The sequence below is a fragment of the Brevibacillus antibioticus genome (assembly GCF_005217615.1).
Classification (GTDB): Bacteria; Bacillota; Bacilli; order Brevibacillales; family Brevibacillaceae; genus Brevibacillus; species Brevibacillus antibioticus.
The window spans coordinates 4,795,974-4,815,000 of sequence record NZ_SZNK01000001.1 but is presented as its reverse complement, the minus strand read 5'-3'; the positions used below and the strand labels follow the sequence as shown (position 1 = coordinate 4,815,000).

The following is a 19,027-nucleotide window of genomic DNA, read 5'->3' as shown; positions in this document are numbered from 1 at the left end:
ACGGAGTCTGGACTTGCAATTGCCATGGCTCGCCAAGGTGGTATCGGGATTGTCCATAAAAACATGTCCATTGAGCAGCAAGCAAGTGAAGTAGACCGTGTAAAACGCTCTGAGAGTGGCGTTATTACCAATCCATTCTCTTTGACCCAAGAGCATACCGTAGAAGAAGCGAATGCTCTCATGGGTAAATATCGTATCTCTGGTGTTCCGATTGTCGATGCGAATCAAAAACTGATTGGAATTCTCACCAACCGTGATCTGCGCTTTGTGCATGACTTCTCCATCAAGATCAAAGAGGTTATGACCAAGGAAAATCTGGTGACGGCTCCTGTCGGTACTACACTGCAACAGGCAGAACTGATTCTGCAACAACATAAGATCGAAAAGCTTCCATTGGTGGATGAGAATAACACTCTGCGTGGACTTATTACGATTAAAGATATTGAAAAAGCAATCCAATACCCAAATGCAGCAAAAGATAACCAAGGCCGCTTGCTATGTGGTGCTGCTGTTGGGGTATCTGCAGACACGTTTGAGCGTGCAGCAGCACTTGTACAAGCTGGTGTGGACGTTTTAGTAATCGATACCGCTCATGGCCATTCCAAAGGCGTACTTGAAACGGTAAAAGCAGTTCGCAAAGAATACCCAACGCTCACAATCGTCGCAGGAAACGTTGCAACTGGACAAGCTACTCGCGATCTGATCGAAGCTGGCGCATCTGTGGTGAAGGTTGGTATCGGTCCTGGTTCCATTTGTACAACTCGTGTCGTAGCAGGTATCGGGGTTCCTCAAATTACAGCGATCCACGATTGTGCACAGGTTGCGCGAGAGTACAATATTCCAATTATTGCCGACGGCGGCATTAAATACTCCGGTGATTTGCCAAAAGCAATTGGTGCAGGTGCTTCTGTGATCATGATCGGCAGTCTGTTCGCCGGTACAGAAGAAAGCCCAGGCGAATTCGAGATTTTCCAAGGTCGTCGTTTCAAGGTATATCGCGGAATGGGATCAATTGGCGCGATGAAAGCCGGTAGTAAGGACCGTTACTTCCAAGAGAACGCACAGAAGCTCGTTCCGGAAGGGATCGAAGGCCGTGTTCCTTACAAAGGCCCATTGGCAGATGTCACGTATCAGTTGATTGGTGGACTGCGTGCAGGTATGGGATACTGCGGAGCGAAGACCATCGAAGATTTGATTCAAAACTCCCAGTTCGTTCGCATTACCGGCGCTGGCTTGCGTGAGAGCCACCCACACGATGTACAAATTACAAAAGAATCACCTAACTACTCGATTTCCTAATCGAAAAATGGTACGGAAGACCTACGTCCCCTTTCTTTTATAAAGAGAGGGGATTTTTACTAGCTACTAACATATGGAAATAGGGGGAATCTTGCTTCAAGCCACCCTGCAACCTATGGTACACTTACAATTGTGTGCTTGTTTCATGAAAAAATGAAATCGACAGAAATAGGAGAGTGAGAGATTACATGAAGCGAAAGACATGGACAAAGCGATTGACGGGTCTGTTCCTTTCTGTCGCTGTTTTTGCTACAGCAATGGGAGGAATGGTTTCAAAGGTGGAAGCCGCCCCTGTAGCATCTCAAGCGAATCTACAACTGGAAGCGAAGTCAGCCATTCTTGTTGAGGCATCGACGGGAAAGGTTCTCTATAGCAAAGACCCTGACGTAGCACTTCCGCCTGCGAGTATGAGTAAAATAATGACCGAATATCTGGTTCATGATGCCATCAAGCAAAAGAAAATGAAATGGGATGATGTCGTTCCTGTAAGTGATTATGCGTTTCATATCGCTAAAATTTCTGACTCATCTGGTGTGTATTTGAATTTAGGCGAATCCTTTACAGTTAAACAATTGTACGAAGCGATGGCAATCGTATCGGCCAATGACGCTACTGTACTTTTGGCTGAGAGGATTGCAGGCAGTGAGCCAGCCTTTGTTGAACTGATGAATAAAAAGGCGGCAGAGCTTGGTATGAAAAATACTTCGTTCGTCACTTCTACTGGTTTGCCAGCCAATGAGTTGGGTCCATACTCTGTTCAGACCGATCAAACAGAAAACTTGATGTCTGCTCGTGATGCAGCGATCCTTGCTCGTGCGCTGATTCACGATTTCCCGGATGCGTTGGAGACCTCCAAAAAACCAATCTTCACCTTCCGTACAGGTACACCAAAAGAGTGGAGCAAGAAAAACTATAACTGGATGCTGCCTAGTCTGATTAGCTCTTACCCAGGTGTAGACGGATTAAAAACGGGGCATACAAATGCAGCAGGCTTTTGTTTTACAGGTACGGCCGTTCGCGACAACATGCGTTTGATTAGCGTTGTGATGAATGCAGGCACCGAGGTAAAGCGTTTTGGTGAGACGAGAAAACTGTTTGACTACGGTTTTGGCAATTTCAAACTCACGAAACAAATAGACAAGAATGTACCAGTCAAAGGATTTGAAACAGCTCCTGTGAAAAACGGTGTAGAGGTAACTGTACCAGTTGTTACCAGCAACGAAGTAAATATGATCACAAAAACCGGTACGGAAGCAAAATACACACCAACTGTTACCTTCCAGGAGCTAACCGCACCGATCCAGCAAGGACAAGTGGTTGGTAAGATCGTTTTGAAAGAAGAAGGTATGAAGGAATCGGATTACTTGCAGCCTGAAGATGCAGCAAAAGTAGGCGTGGATATCGTTGCAGGACAGGCAGTAGAGGAAGCGAGCTGGATTCGTCTGTTCTTCCGCAGCATTGTAGAGTTTTTCAGCAATTTGTTTAGCAGTGGAACCGGAAATTAAATAACTATTGTTTTCCCCTACATCTATCGTTTACAATGACGGTAACAGGAACCATAACACCGCATAACAGTTTCGGTTCTGACTCATGATGTAGGGGGTATTTGTAATGGTACAAGTAGGAACGTCCCGCGTTAAAAGAGGTATGGCTGAAATGCAAAAAGGCGGCGTCATTATGGACGTCGTGAATGCTGAACAAGCGAAAATTGCAGAAGCAGCGGGTGCTGTTGCTGTAATGGCTTTGGAACGTGTACCGTCTGACATTCGTGCAGCTGGTGGAGTTGCGCGTATGGCTGACCTTAGCATTGTAGAGGAAGTACTGAATGCTGTTTCGATCCCTGTTATGGCCAAGGCTCGTATCGGTCATTTTGTTGAAGCCCGTGTTCTCGAATCTCTGGGTGTGGATTATCTCGATGAGAGTGAAGTACTCACTCCAGCAGATGACTTGTACCATATCAATAAAAAAGAGTTCACCGTACCGTTTGTATGTGGCGCCCGTGATCTGGGTGAAGCCCTCCGCCGTATCGGGGAAGGTGCATCCATGATCCGCACAAAAGGTGAGCCAGGAACCGGAAACATTGTAGAGGCTGTTCGTCACATGCGCACGATGATGTCACAAGTCCGCAAAGTACAAGCAATGTCCTACGATGAACTGATGGCAGAAGCCAAAAACCTGGGTGCCCCATACGAACTGCTTGAAGAGGTACACAAAACAGGTAAGCTGCCAGTTGTAAACTTCGCAGCAGGTGGAGTAGCAACACCAGCAGATGCTGCCTTGATGATGCAATTGGGCTCCGATGGCGTGTTTGTTGGCTCTGGTATCTTTAAATCAGAGAATCCAGAGAAGTTTGCCCGCGCGATTGTGGAAGCAACCACCCACTACACAGATTACGAACTGATTGCTCGCGTATCTAAAGGTCTGGGAACAGCAATGCCAGGAATCGAAATCTCCAAAATCCGTGAAGCTGATCGCATGCAAGAGCGGGGCTGGTAAGGTGAGTAGCATGAAAATCGGTGTACTCGCTCTACAAGGAGCTGTAGCAGAACATGTGCGACTACTAGAAGAAGTTGGTGCCGCTGCTATCTCAGTCAAAAAAGTAGAAGAATTGGACGACCTAGACGGGCTGGTCATTCCCGGCGGAGAGAGCACCACGATTAGCAAGCTGATGCACAAGTACGGATTCATGGAGGCGGTTCAAGAGTTCGGTAAGGCGAACAAACCGATCTTTGGAACTTGCGCAGGAGCGATTCTTCTGGCGAAACGGATTCAAGGGCAAGACGATTGCCATTTAGGCTTGATGGATATCAAAGTCGAACGGAATGCTTTTGGTCGCCAAAAGGAGAGCTTTGAAGTCTTGATGCCTGTTGCCGATGTGGGGGCAGATTACCCGGCAGTGTTCATCCGGGCACCGTATATCATGGAACTGGGAGAGAACGGTCAAGTCTTGGCCAAGTACGAAGACAAGATTGTTGTCGCCCGAAGCGGTCACTATTTGGCAGCAGCCTTTCACCCAGAATTGACCGAAGATACAAGACTGCACAAATACTTCCTCGACATGGTCAGGGAATACAGAAGCTAGCTGTCATACCGGAAGATCGGCCGTGAAAAGGTGCCGATCTTCTTTTTTCTGTAAATATCGGGGCGGGCTGCTCTTTACATACGTATAGAACCTGTAGTACAGTTAACAATAATAGTATTCATGAATGAGAATGCGATGATGAGAACAAGTACTTCACAAGAGCCAGGCCTAGAGAGTCGGTGGTAGGTGCGAACCGATCCGGTTATGTGAGGGAATCCATCTCGGAGTGGCAAAGGAACAACAACTTTGCCCGGAACCGTCCCGTTATGACGGAAGAGTGGACATATGCATGAAGGAATGCTGCATGTGTCAACGAGGGTGGCAACGCGGGTATACAACACTCGTCCCTTACCAGGGGATGGGTGTTTTTTGTTTTTTTTTCAATACGATTCGGAGGGATTTACACATGTTGGACGTAAAAGTATTACGCCAGGATCTAGAAGAAGTAAAACGCCGTTTGGCTCACCGTAATGAGGATATTTCTGCGTTGGATCAATTTGTAGAAGTAGATGAAAAGCGTCGCCAAATCATCCAAGAAGCAGAGGCGCTGAAAAATAAGCGTAACACGGTATCTGAGCAAGTAGCGGTTATGAAACGCAATAAGGAAAATGCAGACCATCTAATCGCGGAAATGAAAGAAGTAAATGAGCGCATCAAGGCTTTGGATGAAGAGCTGCGCCAACTGGATGAACAGCTCGAGTTCATATTGCTGAGCCTCCCGAACCTTCCGCATGAAAGCACGCCGATCGGTACAACAGAAGACGATAACGTGCTCGCCTGGACATGGGGAGAGCCACGTGCATTTGACTTCGAGATTAAGCCTCACTGGGAGCTGGCTAGCCAAGCAGGCATCCTCGATTTTGAAACGGCGGCAAAAGTAACAGGAAGCCGTTTTGTTTTCTATAAAGGCTTGGGCGCACGTCTGGAGCGCGCACTGATGAACTTCATGATGGATCTGCACTCGAATGAGCATGGCTATGAAGAAGTGATCCCGCCGTATATCGTCAACCGTACGAGCATGACGGGAACAGGTCAATTGCCTAAGTTCGAAGAGGATGCATTCAAAATCGAGGGACCTGATTACTTCCTGATTCCAACGGCAGAGGTGCCAGTCACCAATATGCATCGTGATGAAATCATGGATGGAGCCGATCTCCCGCGCTACTACACTGCTTTCAGCGCATGTTTCCGTTCGGAAGCGGGTTCTGCTGGCCGTGATACGCGTGGGTTGATTCGTCAGCATCAATTCAACAAAGTTGAGCTGGTGAAATTCGTGAAACCAGAAGAGTCTTATGATGAGCTCGACAAGCTGGTGAAAAACGCTGAAAAGGTGCTTCAACTGCTTGGACTGCCATACCGTGTCCTGAGCATGTGCACGGGCGATCTTGGATTTACGGCTGCGAAGAAATTCGACATCGAGGTTTGGATTCCAAGCGGAGGCACATACCGTGAAATCTCGTCTTGCTCGAACTTTGAAGATTTCCAAGCGCGCCGTGCCAATATCCGTTTCCGTCGCGATACGAAATCGAAGCCGGAATTTGTGCATACATTGAATGGTTCTGGTTTGGCGATTGGACGTACCGTAGCAGCGATCTTGGAGAACTACCAAGAGGCAGACGGAGCAATCGTGATTCCTGAAGCTCTTCGTCCGTACATGGGCGGAGTAGACAAGATTGCACCTAAGTAATAAGCACTAGATTTGAAAAGCAGCTCTTGATCTATAACGGGTCAAGGGCTGTTTTATATTGTGTACTAATACAGGTTGAATATTTTAAAAAACGTGTTGCACTGTACTAATCTCTGTTATATAATAAAAACAAATTTTAAGAATATTGTTTTAATACAGAAATGGAGGAATGGGGAATGGACTGCTATCGGTGTGAAGGAAATGGAGAACAAAATTGCCCAAGATGTGGAGGCGTTGGTCATGATGCCAACGGAGCGGCTTGCCACAACTGCTTGGGAGACGGGCATGTAAGCTGCAGCCATTGCAGTGGCAGCGGGTATCAGGAGTAAGGACATTTTTTTGTCACTACTGTTATATAATAAAAAACTTTTTATTGATCTGTATCATAATAACTTTAGGGTGAGGGAGGAGGAGCTCTTTTGACTACCGTACCAACGAATCCATATCCGCTGGAGGTGCAGATTTCCGGTGAAATGCACCCCGGTTATCAAGATATCCTGACACCAGAAGCGATTCAATTCGTGATGAAGCTGGAGCAAAGGTTTGGCGACAGACGCCAACAATTGTTGGCTAAACGCGTGGAGCGTCAATTGCAGATCGATGCAGGGCAACTGCCCGATTTTCTACAGGAAACAGCGGACATTCGTAAAGGAGATTGGACTGTTGCTCCATTGCCCAAAGATTTGCAGGACAGACGGGTGGAGATTACAGGACCTTCGGGTGACCGGAAAATGGTCATCAATGCACTGAACTCGGGTGCTCGGCTTTTCATGGCTGATTTTGAGGACGCGAACTCACCGACCTGGGAGAACACCATCCAAGGCCAAATCAACATGAAGGATGCAGTACGCCGCAATATCTCTTACATCAGTCCACAAGGCAAATCATACACCCTCAATGAAAAGACAGCGGTTTTGATCGTGCGTCCTCGTGGCTGGCATCTTGAAGAAAAGCACATCCTCCTTGATCAAAAACCGATCTCCGGCAGCCTGCTTGACTTTGGACTTTACTTTTATCACAACGTAGATGCTCTTATCGCGAATCAGACAGCACCGTATTTCTACTTACCGAAACTGGAGAGCCATTTGGAGGCCCGCCTCTGGAACGATATCTTCCTTTTCGCGCAGGATGAATTAAATATTCCACGCGGCTCAATTCGCGCGACAGTATTAATCGAAACGATTCTCGCGGCTTTTGAGATGGATGAGATTCTGTATGAGCTGCGCGAGCATAGTGCAGGACTGAATTGCGGACGTTGGGATTACATTTTCAGCTATATCAAAAAGCTGCGGAATCAGCCAGATGTGATTACACCGGATCGTGCGCAAGTAACCATGACAGTTCCGTTCATGAAAGCATACACCACGCTGGCTGTGAAGACTTGCCATAAACGTCTGGCGCCTTGCATTGGCGGAATGGCTGCACAAATTCCGGTGAAAAATGACCCAGTACAAAATGCAGAAGCTATCGCCAAAGTGCGCGCTGACAAAGAGCGGGAAGCGTACGATGGACATGATGGGACGTGGGTTGCTCACCCTGGGCTAGTGCCAGTAGCCATGGAAGTATTCGATCGCTTGATGAGAGAGCCGAACCAAATCTGGTACAAACGTGAAGACGTAGACGTATCTGCTAAACATCTTCTGGCAGTCCCAGAGGGCACGATTACAGAAGCGGGTGTTCGTACGAACATAAGCGTAGGCATGCAGTACATCGAGGCTTGGTTGCGAGGCTCTGGGGCTGTGCCGATCAACAATCTGATGGAGGATGCGGCTACAGCAGAAATTTCGCGGGCACAAGTCTGGCAATGGATTCGTCATCGTCACGGAGCCTTGCAGGATGGGAGAAAGGTGACAGAAGGCTTGATAAAGCAGTGGTTGAGTGAGGAGCTGCAAGCAATCAAGCAGGCAATTGGCCAAGAGAGGTACGACAACAGCAAGTATCCGATTGCTGGTGATCTGTTCTTGCAATTGGTAACGTCAGAAGATTTTGAGGACTTCCTAACAGTACCGGGTTATCGCTATTTGTAAAATTAAAAAGAGTGGGGGAAATGAAAATGACGAAAGTAAACAAGCAAGAAGCGATTCAACAGGTGGAGCAGAGCTGGCAGGGGGAGCGGTTTCAGGGAATTACACGCCCGTATACGGCAGAAAGTGTCGTTCGTTTGCGCGGCTCTATACAAATCGAGCATACGCTGGCTCGTCTAGGGGCAGAGCGTCTGTGGGGCCTCTTGCATACCGAGCACCATATTAAAGCGTTGGGGGCTTTGACCGGGAATCAAGCGATTCAGCAGGTAAAGGCGGGACTAAAAGTGATTTATTTGAGTGGCTGGCAGGTAGCGGCCGATGCCAATCTGTCTGGTCAAATGTATCCTGATCAAAGCCTCTACCCGGCAAATAGTGTTCCACAAGTCGTAAAAAGAATTAATCAGGCATTGCAACGGGCGGATCAGATCGATCAATCAGAAGGGGGTACCGAGACGAATTGGTTTGCTCCGATCGTAGCGGACGCAGAAGCGGGCTTTGGTGGGCCGCTGAACGTCTTCGAATTGATGAAGGGTATGATTGAAGCGGGTGCAGCAGGGGTGCATTTTGAAGACCAGCTGGCTTCCGAGAAAAAATGCGGCCATATGGGTGGGAAGGTACTGATTCCGACGCAAGCAGCCGTCCGTAACCTGATTTCCGCCCGATTTGCGGCAGATGTGATGGGAGTTCCGACGATTATCGTGGCACGTACCGATGCCAATGGCGCTTTCTTGATCACCAGCGACATCGACGAGCAGGATAAACCATTCCTGACAGGTGAACGAACAGCAGAAGGCTTCTTCCGTTTACGCGGTGGATTGGATGCAGCGATTGCCCGTGGCCTTGCATATGCTCCCTATGCAGATTTGATCTGGTGCGAGACTTCTGAGCCGAATCTAGAGGAAGCACGCCGTTTTGCGGAAGCGATCCATGCCAAATACCCGGGCAAGCTGTTAGCTTACAATTGCTCCCCATCCTTCAACTGGAAAAAGAAGCTGGATGAACAGACCATCGCTCGCTTCCAGGAAGAGATCGGTGAGATGGGCTACAAGTTCCAATTTGTCACACTTGCTGGCTTCCACTCCCTGAATTACGGCATGTTTGAACTGGCGCGCGGCTATCGTGACCGCGGAATGGCAGCCTACTCTGAATTGCAGCAGGCTGAGTTTGCCAGCGAAGTACATGGCTATACGGCGACTCGTCATCAGCGTGAAGTGGGTACCGGGTATTTCGATGAGGTTGCGCAAGTTATCTCTGGCGGCAATTCCTCCACGACTGCGCTCAGCGGGTCTACTGAAGAGGAGCAATTCGCTCATAACTAAAAAAGATACAAGAAAACCTTAGCTTGTACAGTAAGGTTTTTTTGTTTGGATCCTTAAATTTGTTTTTCTGGAAATTGTAACCTTTTGAATGTTTTTACGAATAAGTCAATGTACAAAAAAGATCATGCAGCATCCACGTAACCAATAAAAAGGAGAGTAACCTATGAAGAAAACAATTTCGCAGGCAGTTTGTATGATGGGAGCCATGTGTGTGCTGGTCTCAACACCTGTAGCGTCAGCCCAGCAAGGAGAGTATCTGGCAGCAGCAAATCAAGCAAATGTAGCGGATGATGTCATGAAAAAGGTAGAGGAATCACTAGCCAAAGCCGGGAAGCTATTACCGTATCTCAAGGAGTATACGTTCAAAACGGTAACGGTTGATAAAGAGAGGGCCAACATCATCTTTGTTCAGCTTAGAAAAGAGAAGGACCAAGAAAATCCAATGGTACAGATGCAATTTGAAGCGAACTCTGGGAAATTAATTGGTTTCAGGCTCGACGAAGAAACACAAGACGGAAAGATACCAACGTGGAAGGAGTCGAAAGAAAAGGCAACTGCCTTTTTGAAAGAGTGGTACGGTGCAGATATGGATGGTTATCAGCTTAATCCAACCTTTACGGAACAGCACGGTGTTGTCTTTTCTAAATCAATAAATGGTTTACTGTATCCGAATCTGAGTGTAGGTATCAAGCTCAATGCCAAAGGGGAGGTTGTGTCTGGTGGTTCCGTTCATGTACCGGATTCCGAATTTTCCTACGAGACCCCTTCATTCGAAAAGACCTCTTTTCCCCAACCAAAAGAAGCATTGTCAAAGGAACAAATGATAAAAACAGTTGCTTCCCACTTGAAGTTGACCTATTGGGCAGATAAGAAGCTGCTTACGTATGAGCCCATGTTTTCAGGGTATCTGGATGCAACGACAGGGAAGCCCTTGGACGTCCCACAACAGAAGTATAACCTGACAGGAGAACTCATTAAAGTTACGCCGCAAGCTAAAAAACTGACAGCAAAAACAAAAGAGGACGTTTCCGCTTACGTGAAACAGGAACATAACGTAGACATAAAAGCAGAGGAATGGGAGGAAGAGAGTTTTCCGAAAACGGGGGTCAAGGCATTTATATGGAAGGAAGATACAGACGATGAAACGGAAGTAAAAGTAATGGAGAAAACAGGAGAGATTCTGTCCTTTTCTAAACAAGTACCGAGAATAATCGAGAAAAATAGTATGACGAGGGAAGAAGCACGCGCGCAGGCCATCAAGGAAATGGAAAAATATGTACCAACTGATATAGAGGAAATGATGGAAATCAGTGATACAAGTTTTCTGAAAGGAGAGGAACGTGGGACATTCCAATTTGAATTCGTCAAGATGCATCAAGGGATACCCGTAAACGACAGAAGCTTCTATGTCAACATCGTAAACGGAAAGGTCATGACGATGGGAACGACCAGCGAAACGGATTTCGTCGAACAGTTACCTGATCTAAAGGCAGGAGTCACTGCAGAACAGGCAGCTCAGGAATACCTGAAGCAATTTCAACTGGAGTATTTTTATCCTGAAAATAACGGCAACCAAGCGGTCTTGGTATACAAACTAGCGAGCGAGTATAAATGGTTCGATGGTCAAATAGATGCATCTACTGGAAAAATTATTCAAGATAAGGATAAAAAAACCGACTGATCTTGATCAAGGATCGAACAACATACGGGAAAGGAGGATGTGCGCATGGATGACGACCTCAATCAAAAAATGAGAAGTATCTATCAACAACACTACCTGACTGTTTAATTCTTACCATCTGTGATTGAGCATCTGCAACGTTACCTGGACGAGTCGATCAAAGAGCTGGAGTTGACAGGCATCAAAAGGGAAGCAGCAGAGATCCGATTCCATTTTAACAAGATGTATCAGGGTATCTCCGTAATCGACCACACTTATGAGGTGATTGTCGATACAGGCACGGGAGAAGTTGTAGGCATGTCAGGTTCATTTGGGCAACAAGCCACTAGCTTCCCCGACCCTGCCAAAGCGATTTCCAAGGAAGCTGCTGAGGCAACAATGAAAAAAAACAAGTCGCTGGCACTTGCATATATCTGGAACGGCACAGCTGACATGCAGCCGCTTCTTGTATACCATGTGAACAAGGAAAAAGGAATCGAGACATCTATTGAAGCGATAACCGGAGCTGTACTTGAAGGCGTACAAGAAAAACGGTGATGAATGGACAGAGATGAAGAAGGACCAGGGCATATTCACCCTGGTCCTTGATTGCTAAAAACGAGCAATCTCACTATAATGGAAGTGAATGTAAGTATCACGTCCCCGTAGCTCAGCAGGATAGAGCAACGGTTTCCTAAACTGTAGGTCGGAGGTTCGAATCCTCTCGGGGACGCCATCGAAGAAAAAACCTTGGTGTATCAAGGTTTTTTCTTTTTTTGTTGAGACGTGTAGCATGCTTGAAATGTATAACGTATATCAAATGACGAACGAAATAAGGGGGGATTTCTTTTGAAAAAAGTGACTGTAGGATGTATGGCTATGGCATTAGCGGTTTTCTTCAGCGGTTGCAGCTCAGATGCGGGCGTACAAAATCAGACAGCCTCGCCACCTGTAAAAGAAGTACAGAATACTGGGACAAAACCGAAACAATCGGTCGATAACTCTTCAACCTATAACCAAATCGCGAGCTATATGGAAGAAGAGAGCAAGAAAGCTTTCTCCCCTTACTATGAGCTGCTGGAGTTTACACTATCGGATTATGAAGAGAAGACAGTGGACGGAAAAGTAGAAGCGACATTCGGGTATCAAGTGAAGTACAAAAACTTTGAGAAAGACCCTGGCACCGTGGACTACATCAAAGCCGCAAAAGAAAAGAACGATCCCAACTACCAAAAGCTGTATGATGAATATTTGCAGCCCAAGGACATGAATTTTCATTTGAAAGCGGTAATTGAAGATGCGAACTACATAACGCTTTACACCAATGTAGGTATAAAAGGAATTCAATGGGAAAAGGCAGTCATGTCTGATTTCATCCTGAAGAAATAATGAAGATAACAAACATAGAGAGAACGTTCACTTTAAATAGGAGTGGACGTCCCAAAAGTAACATTTGTCTCATCAATATTCTAGGTTACTCATTTGGAATACTCGCCAAAGTAATTTTTACTTCTTTGGTTTTAGTTTCACTTTCCCCGTTAATCCATTTTTCAATATTTTGAAACGAGTAGTCCTTTATATCGGGAATCGTTACTTTTAACGTTGTATCATTTTGCCACTGCAAACTACGAATGGGTACGGTGAAATTTCCATTAGTTATCTGGTTGATTATTTCGCTATTATTTTGAAACTCCGCGTTCTTAGTTTCGACAGTGTCAATTATCACTACACTACTTTTGCTTACAGTTGATCCTTCATTTTTCCCGAGTTTTATAGCTAAATATTTGTTATCGACCGTAAATAGGGCCTCCTGAAAAAAGCTTGATTGCGGGAGGGGGATAGATGTGACCTGATCATTTTTATAGTTTACAAGAACATTGTCACATAACTTTATTCCACAACTGTAACTTATTACTGCGTAGGTAGCGTTGGGATTAGGGAGTGGGTTAACTCTCATGCGATCTATTTCAGTTTTTCGTTCAGATGCACTGGTAGTGTATTCTTCTAAATATGTACGGATAGTAGGGATTTGTTCAATTGGAATGGTAATCGTGTCACTTTCATTTGTGATAATCAGTTCTTCCCGGTTTTGATTTTGGTTACTGTATGAGCCTACAGAATCAGTAGTTGTCTGATTGTTTGAAGAACATCCAATTAATCCGACTCCAAATATAACAATTAGAAATAAAGCGTAAGTTAAAAAATTTTTTATTTTAATCATCTCCTTTTGTTGTAAAAGTTCCAAAAAATCCCTCTTTCTATTATTGAATACAAATTACCTTTGGAGTGATATTCGAACCCTTCTCGACTGAGAAGGGTTCCATTTTGCAAACATTGCAAACAGTCGCTAGGGAACTGCTCGAAACACTAAGGAATGGACATGAGAATTTTCGTCTATTACTGCGAATTGTACTGCCAATTTGGTAGGAGGGATTACGCGTTACGCGGTCTTAATCATTTTTCTGGCACCAGTACTCGTACTCATTGTCGATCCAATCTTTAATATGGTCGTAATTCTCCCAAGTATCTTCCACGTGATACACACTTGGCTCGCAATCAAACGCCTCTAGATAATGATAGCGATACTCCCCCGTATCGAAATCGAAGTAAAACATCGCGAACTGGTTTCCTTCTTCATTCAGCATGTCTTTAGCAAATACTCCACCCGTCTTCTCATAAACTTCAGGACCAGTCAGCTTCCTTTGTTTAAAATCAGCGATTTGGTTTTCAAAACTCTTTTTAAAGTCCTCGCTAACCATATCCTTTTCAATCAACCAGCCAATGAAAAAGCCTGTATGCACGTATGCCTGTTTTTGAGGAAGATCCTCCTCAAAGTTTTCGTAATGATATTTCGCCTTATCGTATACCGTTGTCACTAGCGAATCCTCTCTTTCTATTTGCCCGTTTTTCAAAAATTATACAGGATAGATGTAATCGTAAAAAGTCAAAAGGGGATGAAGAAGGAAGGGTAGGAATTTTGTAGCATTGACGTGATGCGAAATGGTAGTATTTAACTGTTATGTAGAGAGAACCATTGATTAGTCTAGTAATCCTTCCTGTAGAGCTTGCGTCATCTAGAGGCTCAAGTTCGTCTAGCTCCAGTAGTTCAGGCAGAAGCTCGTTTTGGAATATGACCAAATGATTGATCCGACTTCTCCTGATCTTTTGAACGAGATCGAAAAAAAAAATCCAAGATTCAGGAGTCCCGACAGGATACATATATCAGATGACAGTGAACAATGCCCTGCGACATTTTATCTATTATGGAAGCCGTTCAGTTGGGTTTGTAAAGAACCTGTCGTCTGTTGAAGAAGGATATAAGGTTCGCGATTTTGAACAGGTTGTCCAAAAGATGCGGATAGAAAAACAAGAAGAAGAGGCAACCTCCTAACAATGTCATTAAGAAAAATACAACCATACGAGAAAGAAAAAGCCTGTAAAGCCTGAAAGAACACCGATTCAACGGACTGTTTCAGCAATTTGAAGCCGCAAACAAAAAAGAACAGCCAAAAAGCTCTGGAAGCGGGCTGTTTGATCAATTTAAAAACAACCATTGATAAGCAAAAATCCGCCCTCAGCCTAGCTGGAGACGGGTTATTCATTCCATTCTATAACGTATACTCACTTAAAATAAACTGCGGAGCTAACAAGTACTCGACGGGATATAAATCATTTCTTCTTGTTAGTAACGCCTTCACTAACCCAATTTGATATTCTCCCATAACTTCAATGATCACGAACGCATCCTGCTTCTCATTCAGAGGATAAATTACATTGCTCGAATCAAAGACTTTGTGATCCATATCCAATGTAACCAGGTGAGAGGGTAGACCTTTCCACTCAGTGCGATAAACTACAAACGCTTTATTTTCTAACAAGTGAACCAGCTTGTCTTTGGATAAATTCAGTTCAATCCCTGTCATGTAGCCTTGCTCATCGAGATCGTTCTGGTATTCCTCAACGATCTCATCGTCAACCGCCTTCTCGTACGTTTTCGTGGATAAACGCATGTCATCCAACAGCTTTCCCCTGTTGAAATCAACGACTAACGGGATGTGCAACAAGGAAGGATCGAGATAACGGCTAACCTTGTTATCCTTCTCCTTTTGATAATCTATCATTTCCTTATCGGGTTGCTGCAAATAAATATAGCCCATGTTGCAGTAAGCATCACATGTAATAATCATGAGGCTTTCCTCTCTTTCTTTAAGAACTCGAAGAATGGTCAGAATTTTCGGGTATAATAAAATGGTTCACCAACAAATGTGAATCGGAGGAGAATGTCGGATGCAAAATGATAAGCGAATCACATTCATCAACCCTGAAACAATGCCACCTACGTTTGGCTACACCCATGCGGTGGAGGTTCGCAACGCACGGACGATTTATGTATCGGGTCAGGTGGCTCTCAACAAGGAAGGCCAAGTGGTCGGCACAGGCGATTTAGCTGTACAGACGAAGCAAGTTTTTGAAAATATCCGATACGCTCTAGAAGCGGCAGGAACCAGCTTTGATCATGTAGTCAAATTGACTTTTTTCTTGACTGACATCTCCAAGATGCACATTGTCCGTGAGATCCGAGATCAGTACGTGAATGCAGAAACCCCGCCAGCGAGCTCTGCCGTTGAAGTGAGCAAGCTCATCAGGGACGAGCTGTTGATCGAGATTGAGGCCATCGCCGTTGCAGATATATAGTTGTCCCATCCCCCTTCTGTTTCGATAATTCATCGTTCAGGAGGGTTTTTTTGTGCTCTTTTGGGAAGATTATGGAGCGAGATAAGCGGATCGGCAATGGTACGTGTCGGCTCTAAATCTTTGCTATTGGAGTTGGTTGCATGAATTATATCATCGCAGGTATAGGTTTGATTACGGTATTTTTGCTTGCTTGGCTGGCAAGTAGTAATAAAAAGCACATTCGGTATCGCTCTATCCTCATCATGATTCTGATTCAGATCGTGTTTGGCTTGCTACTGTTGCGAACCAGTATTGGACTCATTTTAATATCAGGCATTGCCAGCAGCTTTTCCGTACTCCTGGAGTATGCTTACGAGGGGATTCATTTTGTTTTCGGTGGCATTGCGAATCCAGGGACGACGCCGTTTTTCTTGCAAGTTTTGCTGCCAATCGTGTTCGTATCCGCACTGATAGGCATTTTGCAGTACACGAGGATCCTCCCTTTATTCATTCAGTACGTAGGGCTCGTATTGAGTAAAGTGAATGGCATGGGGAAATTGGAATCGTATAATGCGATTGCCTCGGCGATTGTCGGGCAGTCCGAAGTGTTTATTACCGTGAAAAAACAGCTAGGTGCCATTCCCGAAAACAGGTTGTACACGTTGTGCGCCTCTGCGATGTCCACCGTGTCTATGTCGATCGTGGGTTCCTTTATGACCATGCTCAAACCGGAGTATGTGGTAGCTGCACTGGTACTCAACTTATTTGGTGGTTTTATCATTGCTTCTATTATTACGCCGTATGAAGTGAAGCCGGAAGATGACTTGCTCGATCAAGAAAAAGAAGAAAGACAGGCCTTCTTTGAAATGCTCGGGGAGTACATTCTGGATGGATTTAAAGTAGCTGTAGTCGTTGCCGCGATGTTGCTCGGATTTATTGCAATCATTGCGATGGTGAACGGATTATTCAGTGCGGTATTCGGTATCTCGTTCCAAGCGTTGTTAGGGTATGTTTTTGCTCCCCTCGCTTTTCTTATGGGGGTTCCTTGGCACGAAGCCGTACAAGCGGGAAGTATCATGGCTACTAAAATAGTGGCGAACGAGTTTGTCGCCATCCTCGATTTTACGAAGATTCAAGGTCAGTTGAGCGAAAGAACGATCGCCATCGTGTCTGTGTTTTTGATCTCGTTTGCGAACTTTGGCTCCATCGGGACGATTGTCGGCGCGGTAAAAGGCTTGAATGAAAGACAAGGAAATGTCGTCGCCCGGTTTGGACTGAAGCTGCTGTATGGGGCAACACTCGTCAGCATTTTGTCAGGAATTATCATCAGCATTGTGCTGTGAAGGGGACCCTTTCCGGGGTCTTTTTTTGTTAGGGACAGTTTCGTAACCAAATGATGGGAATTCCCGTCTATCAATTGAGATATTCGTCTTTCTTTCTCGGATTGTATCCTTCATCAAAGAAATGGGAATCACGGTGGTTATGCTCTATGAGGACTCCAATCAGCAAGAGACCTCCGAAAATAAGAACGACGAGTAACCGGCGAAGTTGCGATGAAACCATGCAAGAGGAAGAAAAGGAGCGAAGTCGGATGAGAAAATGGGTGTGTATGACCGTAATGGCAGGTTTGATTGTAGGAGGCTGTTCACCTGACACGAGTGTTTCAACAGATTCTAAACAACAGCCTGTAACCGAGCAGAAGCAAGAAACGGGAAATAGCGGTGGCGACCAAAAGGAAGAGAAGCAAACATTTACCGTGCGTCAAATTATTCTGGATGGGCAGTTTTTGCAGCTACTCGCCAAAAACGAAATCAGTGGCTTCGATATCCAAATCGGGATGAAGCGGGATGAAGTTTCTGCGCTATACGGCAAGGTAACGAAACAGGATTATTTGGATGGCGGGCGCTATGAAGTCTTTGAGAAGCTAGAGACTGCGCTCATTTATTTTGATGGGCAAGATCGCGTATATGGAATTGATCTGGCTGGTCTTCATCTCAATGAAACAAATCTGGACACGATCCGTAAAAATTTGGGGGCGCCTGTTAGTGAAGAGAAGAGCATGGCTGATCAGGATTATGTCATGTTTTTTGAAGCGGGAGACAACTCTGTATTTATTAGCGCAAAGGACGAGAAATCACCAGCAGACAAAATAAGGATCATCAATAAAAAAATCATCGAGGAATCACCGCAAAAAGAATAAAAAAAGCCAAGTCAGAAGGCGCTCAAATGTGACCTTCAGGCTTGGCTTTTATATATTTAGCAATGAGTTTACTCAACCGATCTTTTTCCAAAAAGGATAGCGTCCAGTGCGAATTTGGAACTGCCGCTGATGCCAAGAGCAACCAACATCGCAAGCAAGGCCAGATCCAATTCATAACCTGCTCCACCTTCACCGCCCAGGAAGCCGGCAGCGAGCTTGGCCGTAAAGATAGCACCAAGCATGACAACAGACAACGCACCTGCGAACACGCGAGTACCCAGACCCAGAATCAAGGCAATACCACCTACTAACTCCAAGAAGGCTACGAGATAAGCAATGAATGCAGGGAGTCCCATGGTCCCGAAGAAACCAGCGACATTCTCCAGCCCCATTTGGAATTTAGCCACTCCGTGAATGGCAAAAGTAAGTCCAACAATCACACGTAGAATAAGTGCGCTCCATTCAAAACGATTAGACATGTATGAATCCCTCCGAAAATTTAAATGCGTAACAAAGTTACTTTTCGTTAGTAAGTATACAATAATAATTTTCTGAGTCAAGTGATTTAGTGAAATCCCAACAATTGGTAAGTGTAATTTTCAAGGTTAATTCACATCATTGGTTTTGATGGATGGAACAAAGAGCAGTATACTGGAAGGAGAATGAGGTGATACCTATGAAACAGTCTACCCTCTGTCCCAAGTTCGAAAAAGGTATGCAGTTGTTGGGGAAGCGATGGACAGGTCTAATCCTATACCAGTTGTTGTCGGGACCACAGCGATTTTGTGGATTGGAAGGGGCCCTGCCAGTAAGCGGAAGGCTACTTTCTGAGCGTTTGAAGGATTTGGAGAAGGAAGGACTCGTGCATCGGCAGGTGTTTACTGATTCTGCTCCTGTCCGCGTAGAGTACTCCTTAACGGAGATGGGGAAAGCTCTGACTCCAGTGCTCAAAGGAATTGAGTCTTGGTCGCAGAGCTGGATCGAGTTGAATGCAGACGAAATGGCTAACGACAGCGAAGAATAACACAGCAGCCTATATAAAAAAAAGGCATCAGGAGAGTACGCCTGACGCTTGCCACGAT

Annotated in this window: 19 protein-coding genes, 1 tRNA gene and 1 other annotated feature (1 of these 21 running past the window's edge); of the genes, 16 read left to right on the top strand and 4 right to left on the bottom strand. The window is 45.3% G+C overall.

All coding sequences use genetic code 11. The annotated features are described in order from the left end of the window. The 11 genes from guaB to E8L90_RS23270 form a co-directional block, all read left to right on the top strand. Window positions 1–1,299, top strand: partial view of an IMP dehydrogenase gene (gene guaB / locus E8L90_RS23325; protein ID WP_137031556.1) — the 3' portion only. It extends 162 nt beyond the left edge of the window; the window shows 1,299 of its 1,461 coding nt (coding positions 163–1,461); its start codon lies beyond the left edge, outside the window; its stop codon occupies window positions 1,297–1,299. 188 nt (window positions 1,300–1,487) lie between these two features. Next, window positions 1,488–2,804 (top strand): D-alanyl-D-alanine carboxypeptidase family protein, encoded by a 1,317-nt coding sequence (locus tag E8L90_RS23320; RefSeq protein ID WP_137031555.1) that lies wholly within the window; start codon window positions 1,488–1,490, stop codon window positions 2,802–2,804. A 106-nt stretch (window positions 2,805–2,910) separates the two neighbouring features. Next, the gene (pdxS, locus tag E8L90_RS23315; protein ID WP_137031554.1) at window positions 2,911–3,795 is read left to right on the top strand and encodes a pyridoxal 5'-phosphate synthase lyase subunit PdxS; all 885 of its coding nucleotides are present in this window, start codon (window positions 2,911–2,913) and stop codon (window positions 3,793–3,795) included. Window positions 3,796–3,805: 10 nt separating this feature from the next. Further along, complete coding sequence (pdxT, locus tag E8L90_RS23310; protein WP_137033570.1) at window positions 3,806–4,381, top strand: pyridoxal 5'-phosphate synthase glutaminase subunit PdxT; 576 nt, start codon at window positions 3,806–3,808, stop codon at window positions 4,379–4,381. A gap of 126 nt (window positions 4,382–4,507) precedes the next feature. Continuing rightward, window positions 4,508–4,733, top strand: a binding site (T-box leader). 54 nt (window positions 4,734–4,787) lie between these two features. Beyond that, window positions 4,788–6,068 (top strand): serine--tRNA ligase, encoded by a 1,281-nt coding sequence (gene serS, locus E8L90_RS23305; RefSeq protein ID WP_137031553.1) that lies wholly within the window; start codon window positions 4,788–4,790, stop codon window positions 6,066–6,068. A 419-nt stretch (window positions 6,069–6,487) separates the two neighbouring features. Next, complete coding sequence (aceB, locus tag E8L90_RS23295) at window positions 6,488–8,095, top strand: malate synthase A (protein WP_137031552.1); 1,608 nt, start codon at window positions 6,488–6,490, stop codon at window positions 8,093–8,095. Between the two features lie 26 nt (window positions 8,096–8,121). Further along, complete coding sequence (gene aceA, locus E8L90_RS23290; protein ID WP_137031551.1) at window positions 8,122–9,411, top strand: isocitrate lyase; 1,290 nt, start codon at window positions 8,122–8,124, stop codon at window positions 9,409–9,411. 163 nt (window positions 9,412–9,574) lie between these two features. Then, the gene (locus E8L90_RS23285) at window positions 9,575–11,092 is read left to right on the top strand and encodes a YcdB/YcdC domain-containing protein (protein ID WP_137031550.1); all 1,518 of its coding nucleotides are present in this window, start codon (window positions 9,575–9,577) and stop codon (window positions 11,090–11,092) included. Between the two features lie 120 nt (window positions 11,093–11,212). Then, entirely contained in the window at window positions 11,213–11,629 is a 417-nt protein-coding gene (locus E8L90_RS23280) for a hypothetical protein (protein ID WP_137031549.1), read from the top strand. A gap of 101 nt (window positions 11,630–11,730) precedes the next feature. Further along, window positions 11,731–11,807, top strand: a tRNA-Arg gene (locus E8L90_RS23275). A gap of 113 nt (window positions 11,808–11,920) precedes the next feature. Then, the gene (locus E8L90_RS23270) at window positions 11,921–12,460 is read left to right on the top strand and encodes a hypothetical protein (protein ID WP_425267119.1); all 540 of its coding nucleotides are present in this window, start codon (window positions 11,921–11,923) and stop codon (window positions 12,458–12,460) included. 85 nt (window positions 12,461–12,545) lie between these two features. On the opposite strand, the gene E8L90_RS23265 is transcribed toward E8L90_RS23270, so the two are convergent. Continuing rightward, the gene (locus E8L90_RS23265) at window positions 12,546–13,316 is read right to left on the bottom strand and encodes a hypothetical protein (RefSeq protein ID WP_137031548.1); all 771 of its coding nucleotides are present in this window, start codon (window positions 13,314–13,316) and stop codon (window positions 12,546–12,548) included. Window positions 13,317–13,521: 205 nt separating this feature from the next. After that, window positions 13,522–13,947 (bottom strand): DUF7832 domain-containing protein, encoded by a 426-nt coding sequence (locus E8L90_RS23260; RefSeq protein ID WP_137031547.1) that lies wholly within the window; start codon window positions 13,945–13,947, stop codon window positions 13,522–13,524. A gap of 350 nt (window positions 13,948–14,297) precedes the next feature. Here E8L90_RS23260 and E8L90_RS30945 point away from each other — a divergent pair, with 350 nt between their 5' ends. After that, complete coding sequence (locus E8L90_RS30945; protein ID WP_244297361.1) at window positions 14,298–14,462, top strand: hypothetical protein; 165 nt, start codon at window positions 14,298–14,300, stop codon at window positions 14,460–14,462. 217 nt (window positions 14,463–14,679) lie between these two features. On the opposite strand, the gene E8L90_RS23245 is transcribed toward E8L90_RS30945, so the two are convergent. Beyond that, the gene (locus tag E8L90_RS23245; protein WP_137031545.1) at window positions 14,680–15,258 is read right to left on the bottom strand and encodes a hypothetical protein; all 579 of its coding nucleotides are present in this window, start codon (window positions 15,256–15,258) and stop codon (window positions 14,680–14,682) included. Window positions 15,259–15,358: 100 nt separating this feature from the next. On the opposite strand from E8L90_RS23245, the gene E8L90_RS23240 reads away from it, so the two are divergent. The 3 genes from E8L90_RS23240 (at window position 15,359) to E8L90_RS23230 (ending at window position 17,945) form a co-directional block, all read left to right on the top strand. Further along, the gene (locus E8L90_RS23240; RefSeq protein WP_137031544.1) at window positions 15,359–15,766 is read left to right on the top strand and encodes a RidA family protein; all 408 of its coding nucleotides are present in this window, start codon (window positions 15,359–15,361) and stop codon (window positions 15,764–15,766) included. A gap of 140 nt (window positions 15,767–15,906) precedes the next feature. Then, window positions 15,907–17,088 carry a NupC/NupG family nucleoside CNT transporter gene (locus tag E8L90_RS23235; RefSeq protein ID WP_137031543.1) on the top strand — a complete coding sequence of 394 codons (1,182 nt, stop codon included), beginning with the start codon at window positions 15,907–15,909 and terminating at the stop codon, window positions 17,086–17,088. Window positions 17,089–17,336: 248 nt separating this feature from the next. After that, window positions 17,337–17,945, top strand: a complete 609-nt coding sequence (locus E8L90_RS23230) for a hypothetical protein (protein ID WP_167497618.1) — start codon at window positions 17,337–17,339, stop codon at window positions 17,943–17,945. 68 nt (window positions 17,946–18,013) lie between these two features. Here E8L90_RS23230 and E8L90_RS23225 read toward each other — a convergent pair whose 3' ends face one another. Then, entirely contained in the window at window positions 18,014–18,424 is a 411-nt protein-coding gene (locus E8L90_RS23225) for a DoxX family protein (RefSeq protein WP_137031542.1), read from the bottom strand. Between the two features lie 197 nt (window positions 18,425–18,621). Between E8L90_RS23225 and E8L90_RS23220 the strand changes: the two genes are divergently transcribed. Then, the gene (locus E8L90_RS23220) at window positions 18,622–18,969 is read left to right on the top strand and encodes a winged helix-turn-helix transcriptional regulator (protein WP_039960453.1); all 348 of its coding nucleotides are present in this window, start codon (window positions 18,622–18,624) and stop codon (window positions 18,967–18,969) included. Window positions 18,970–19,027 lie beyond the last annotated feature (58 nt).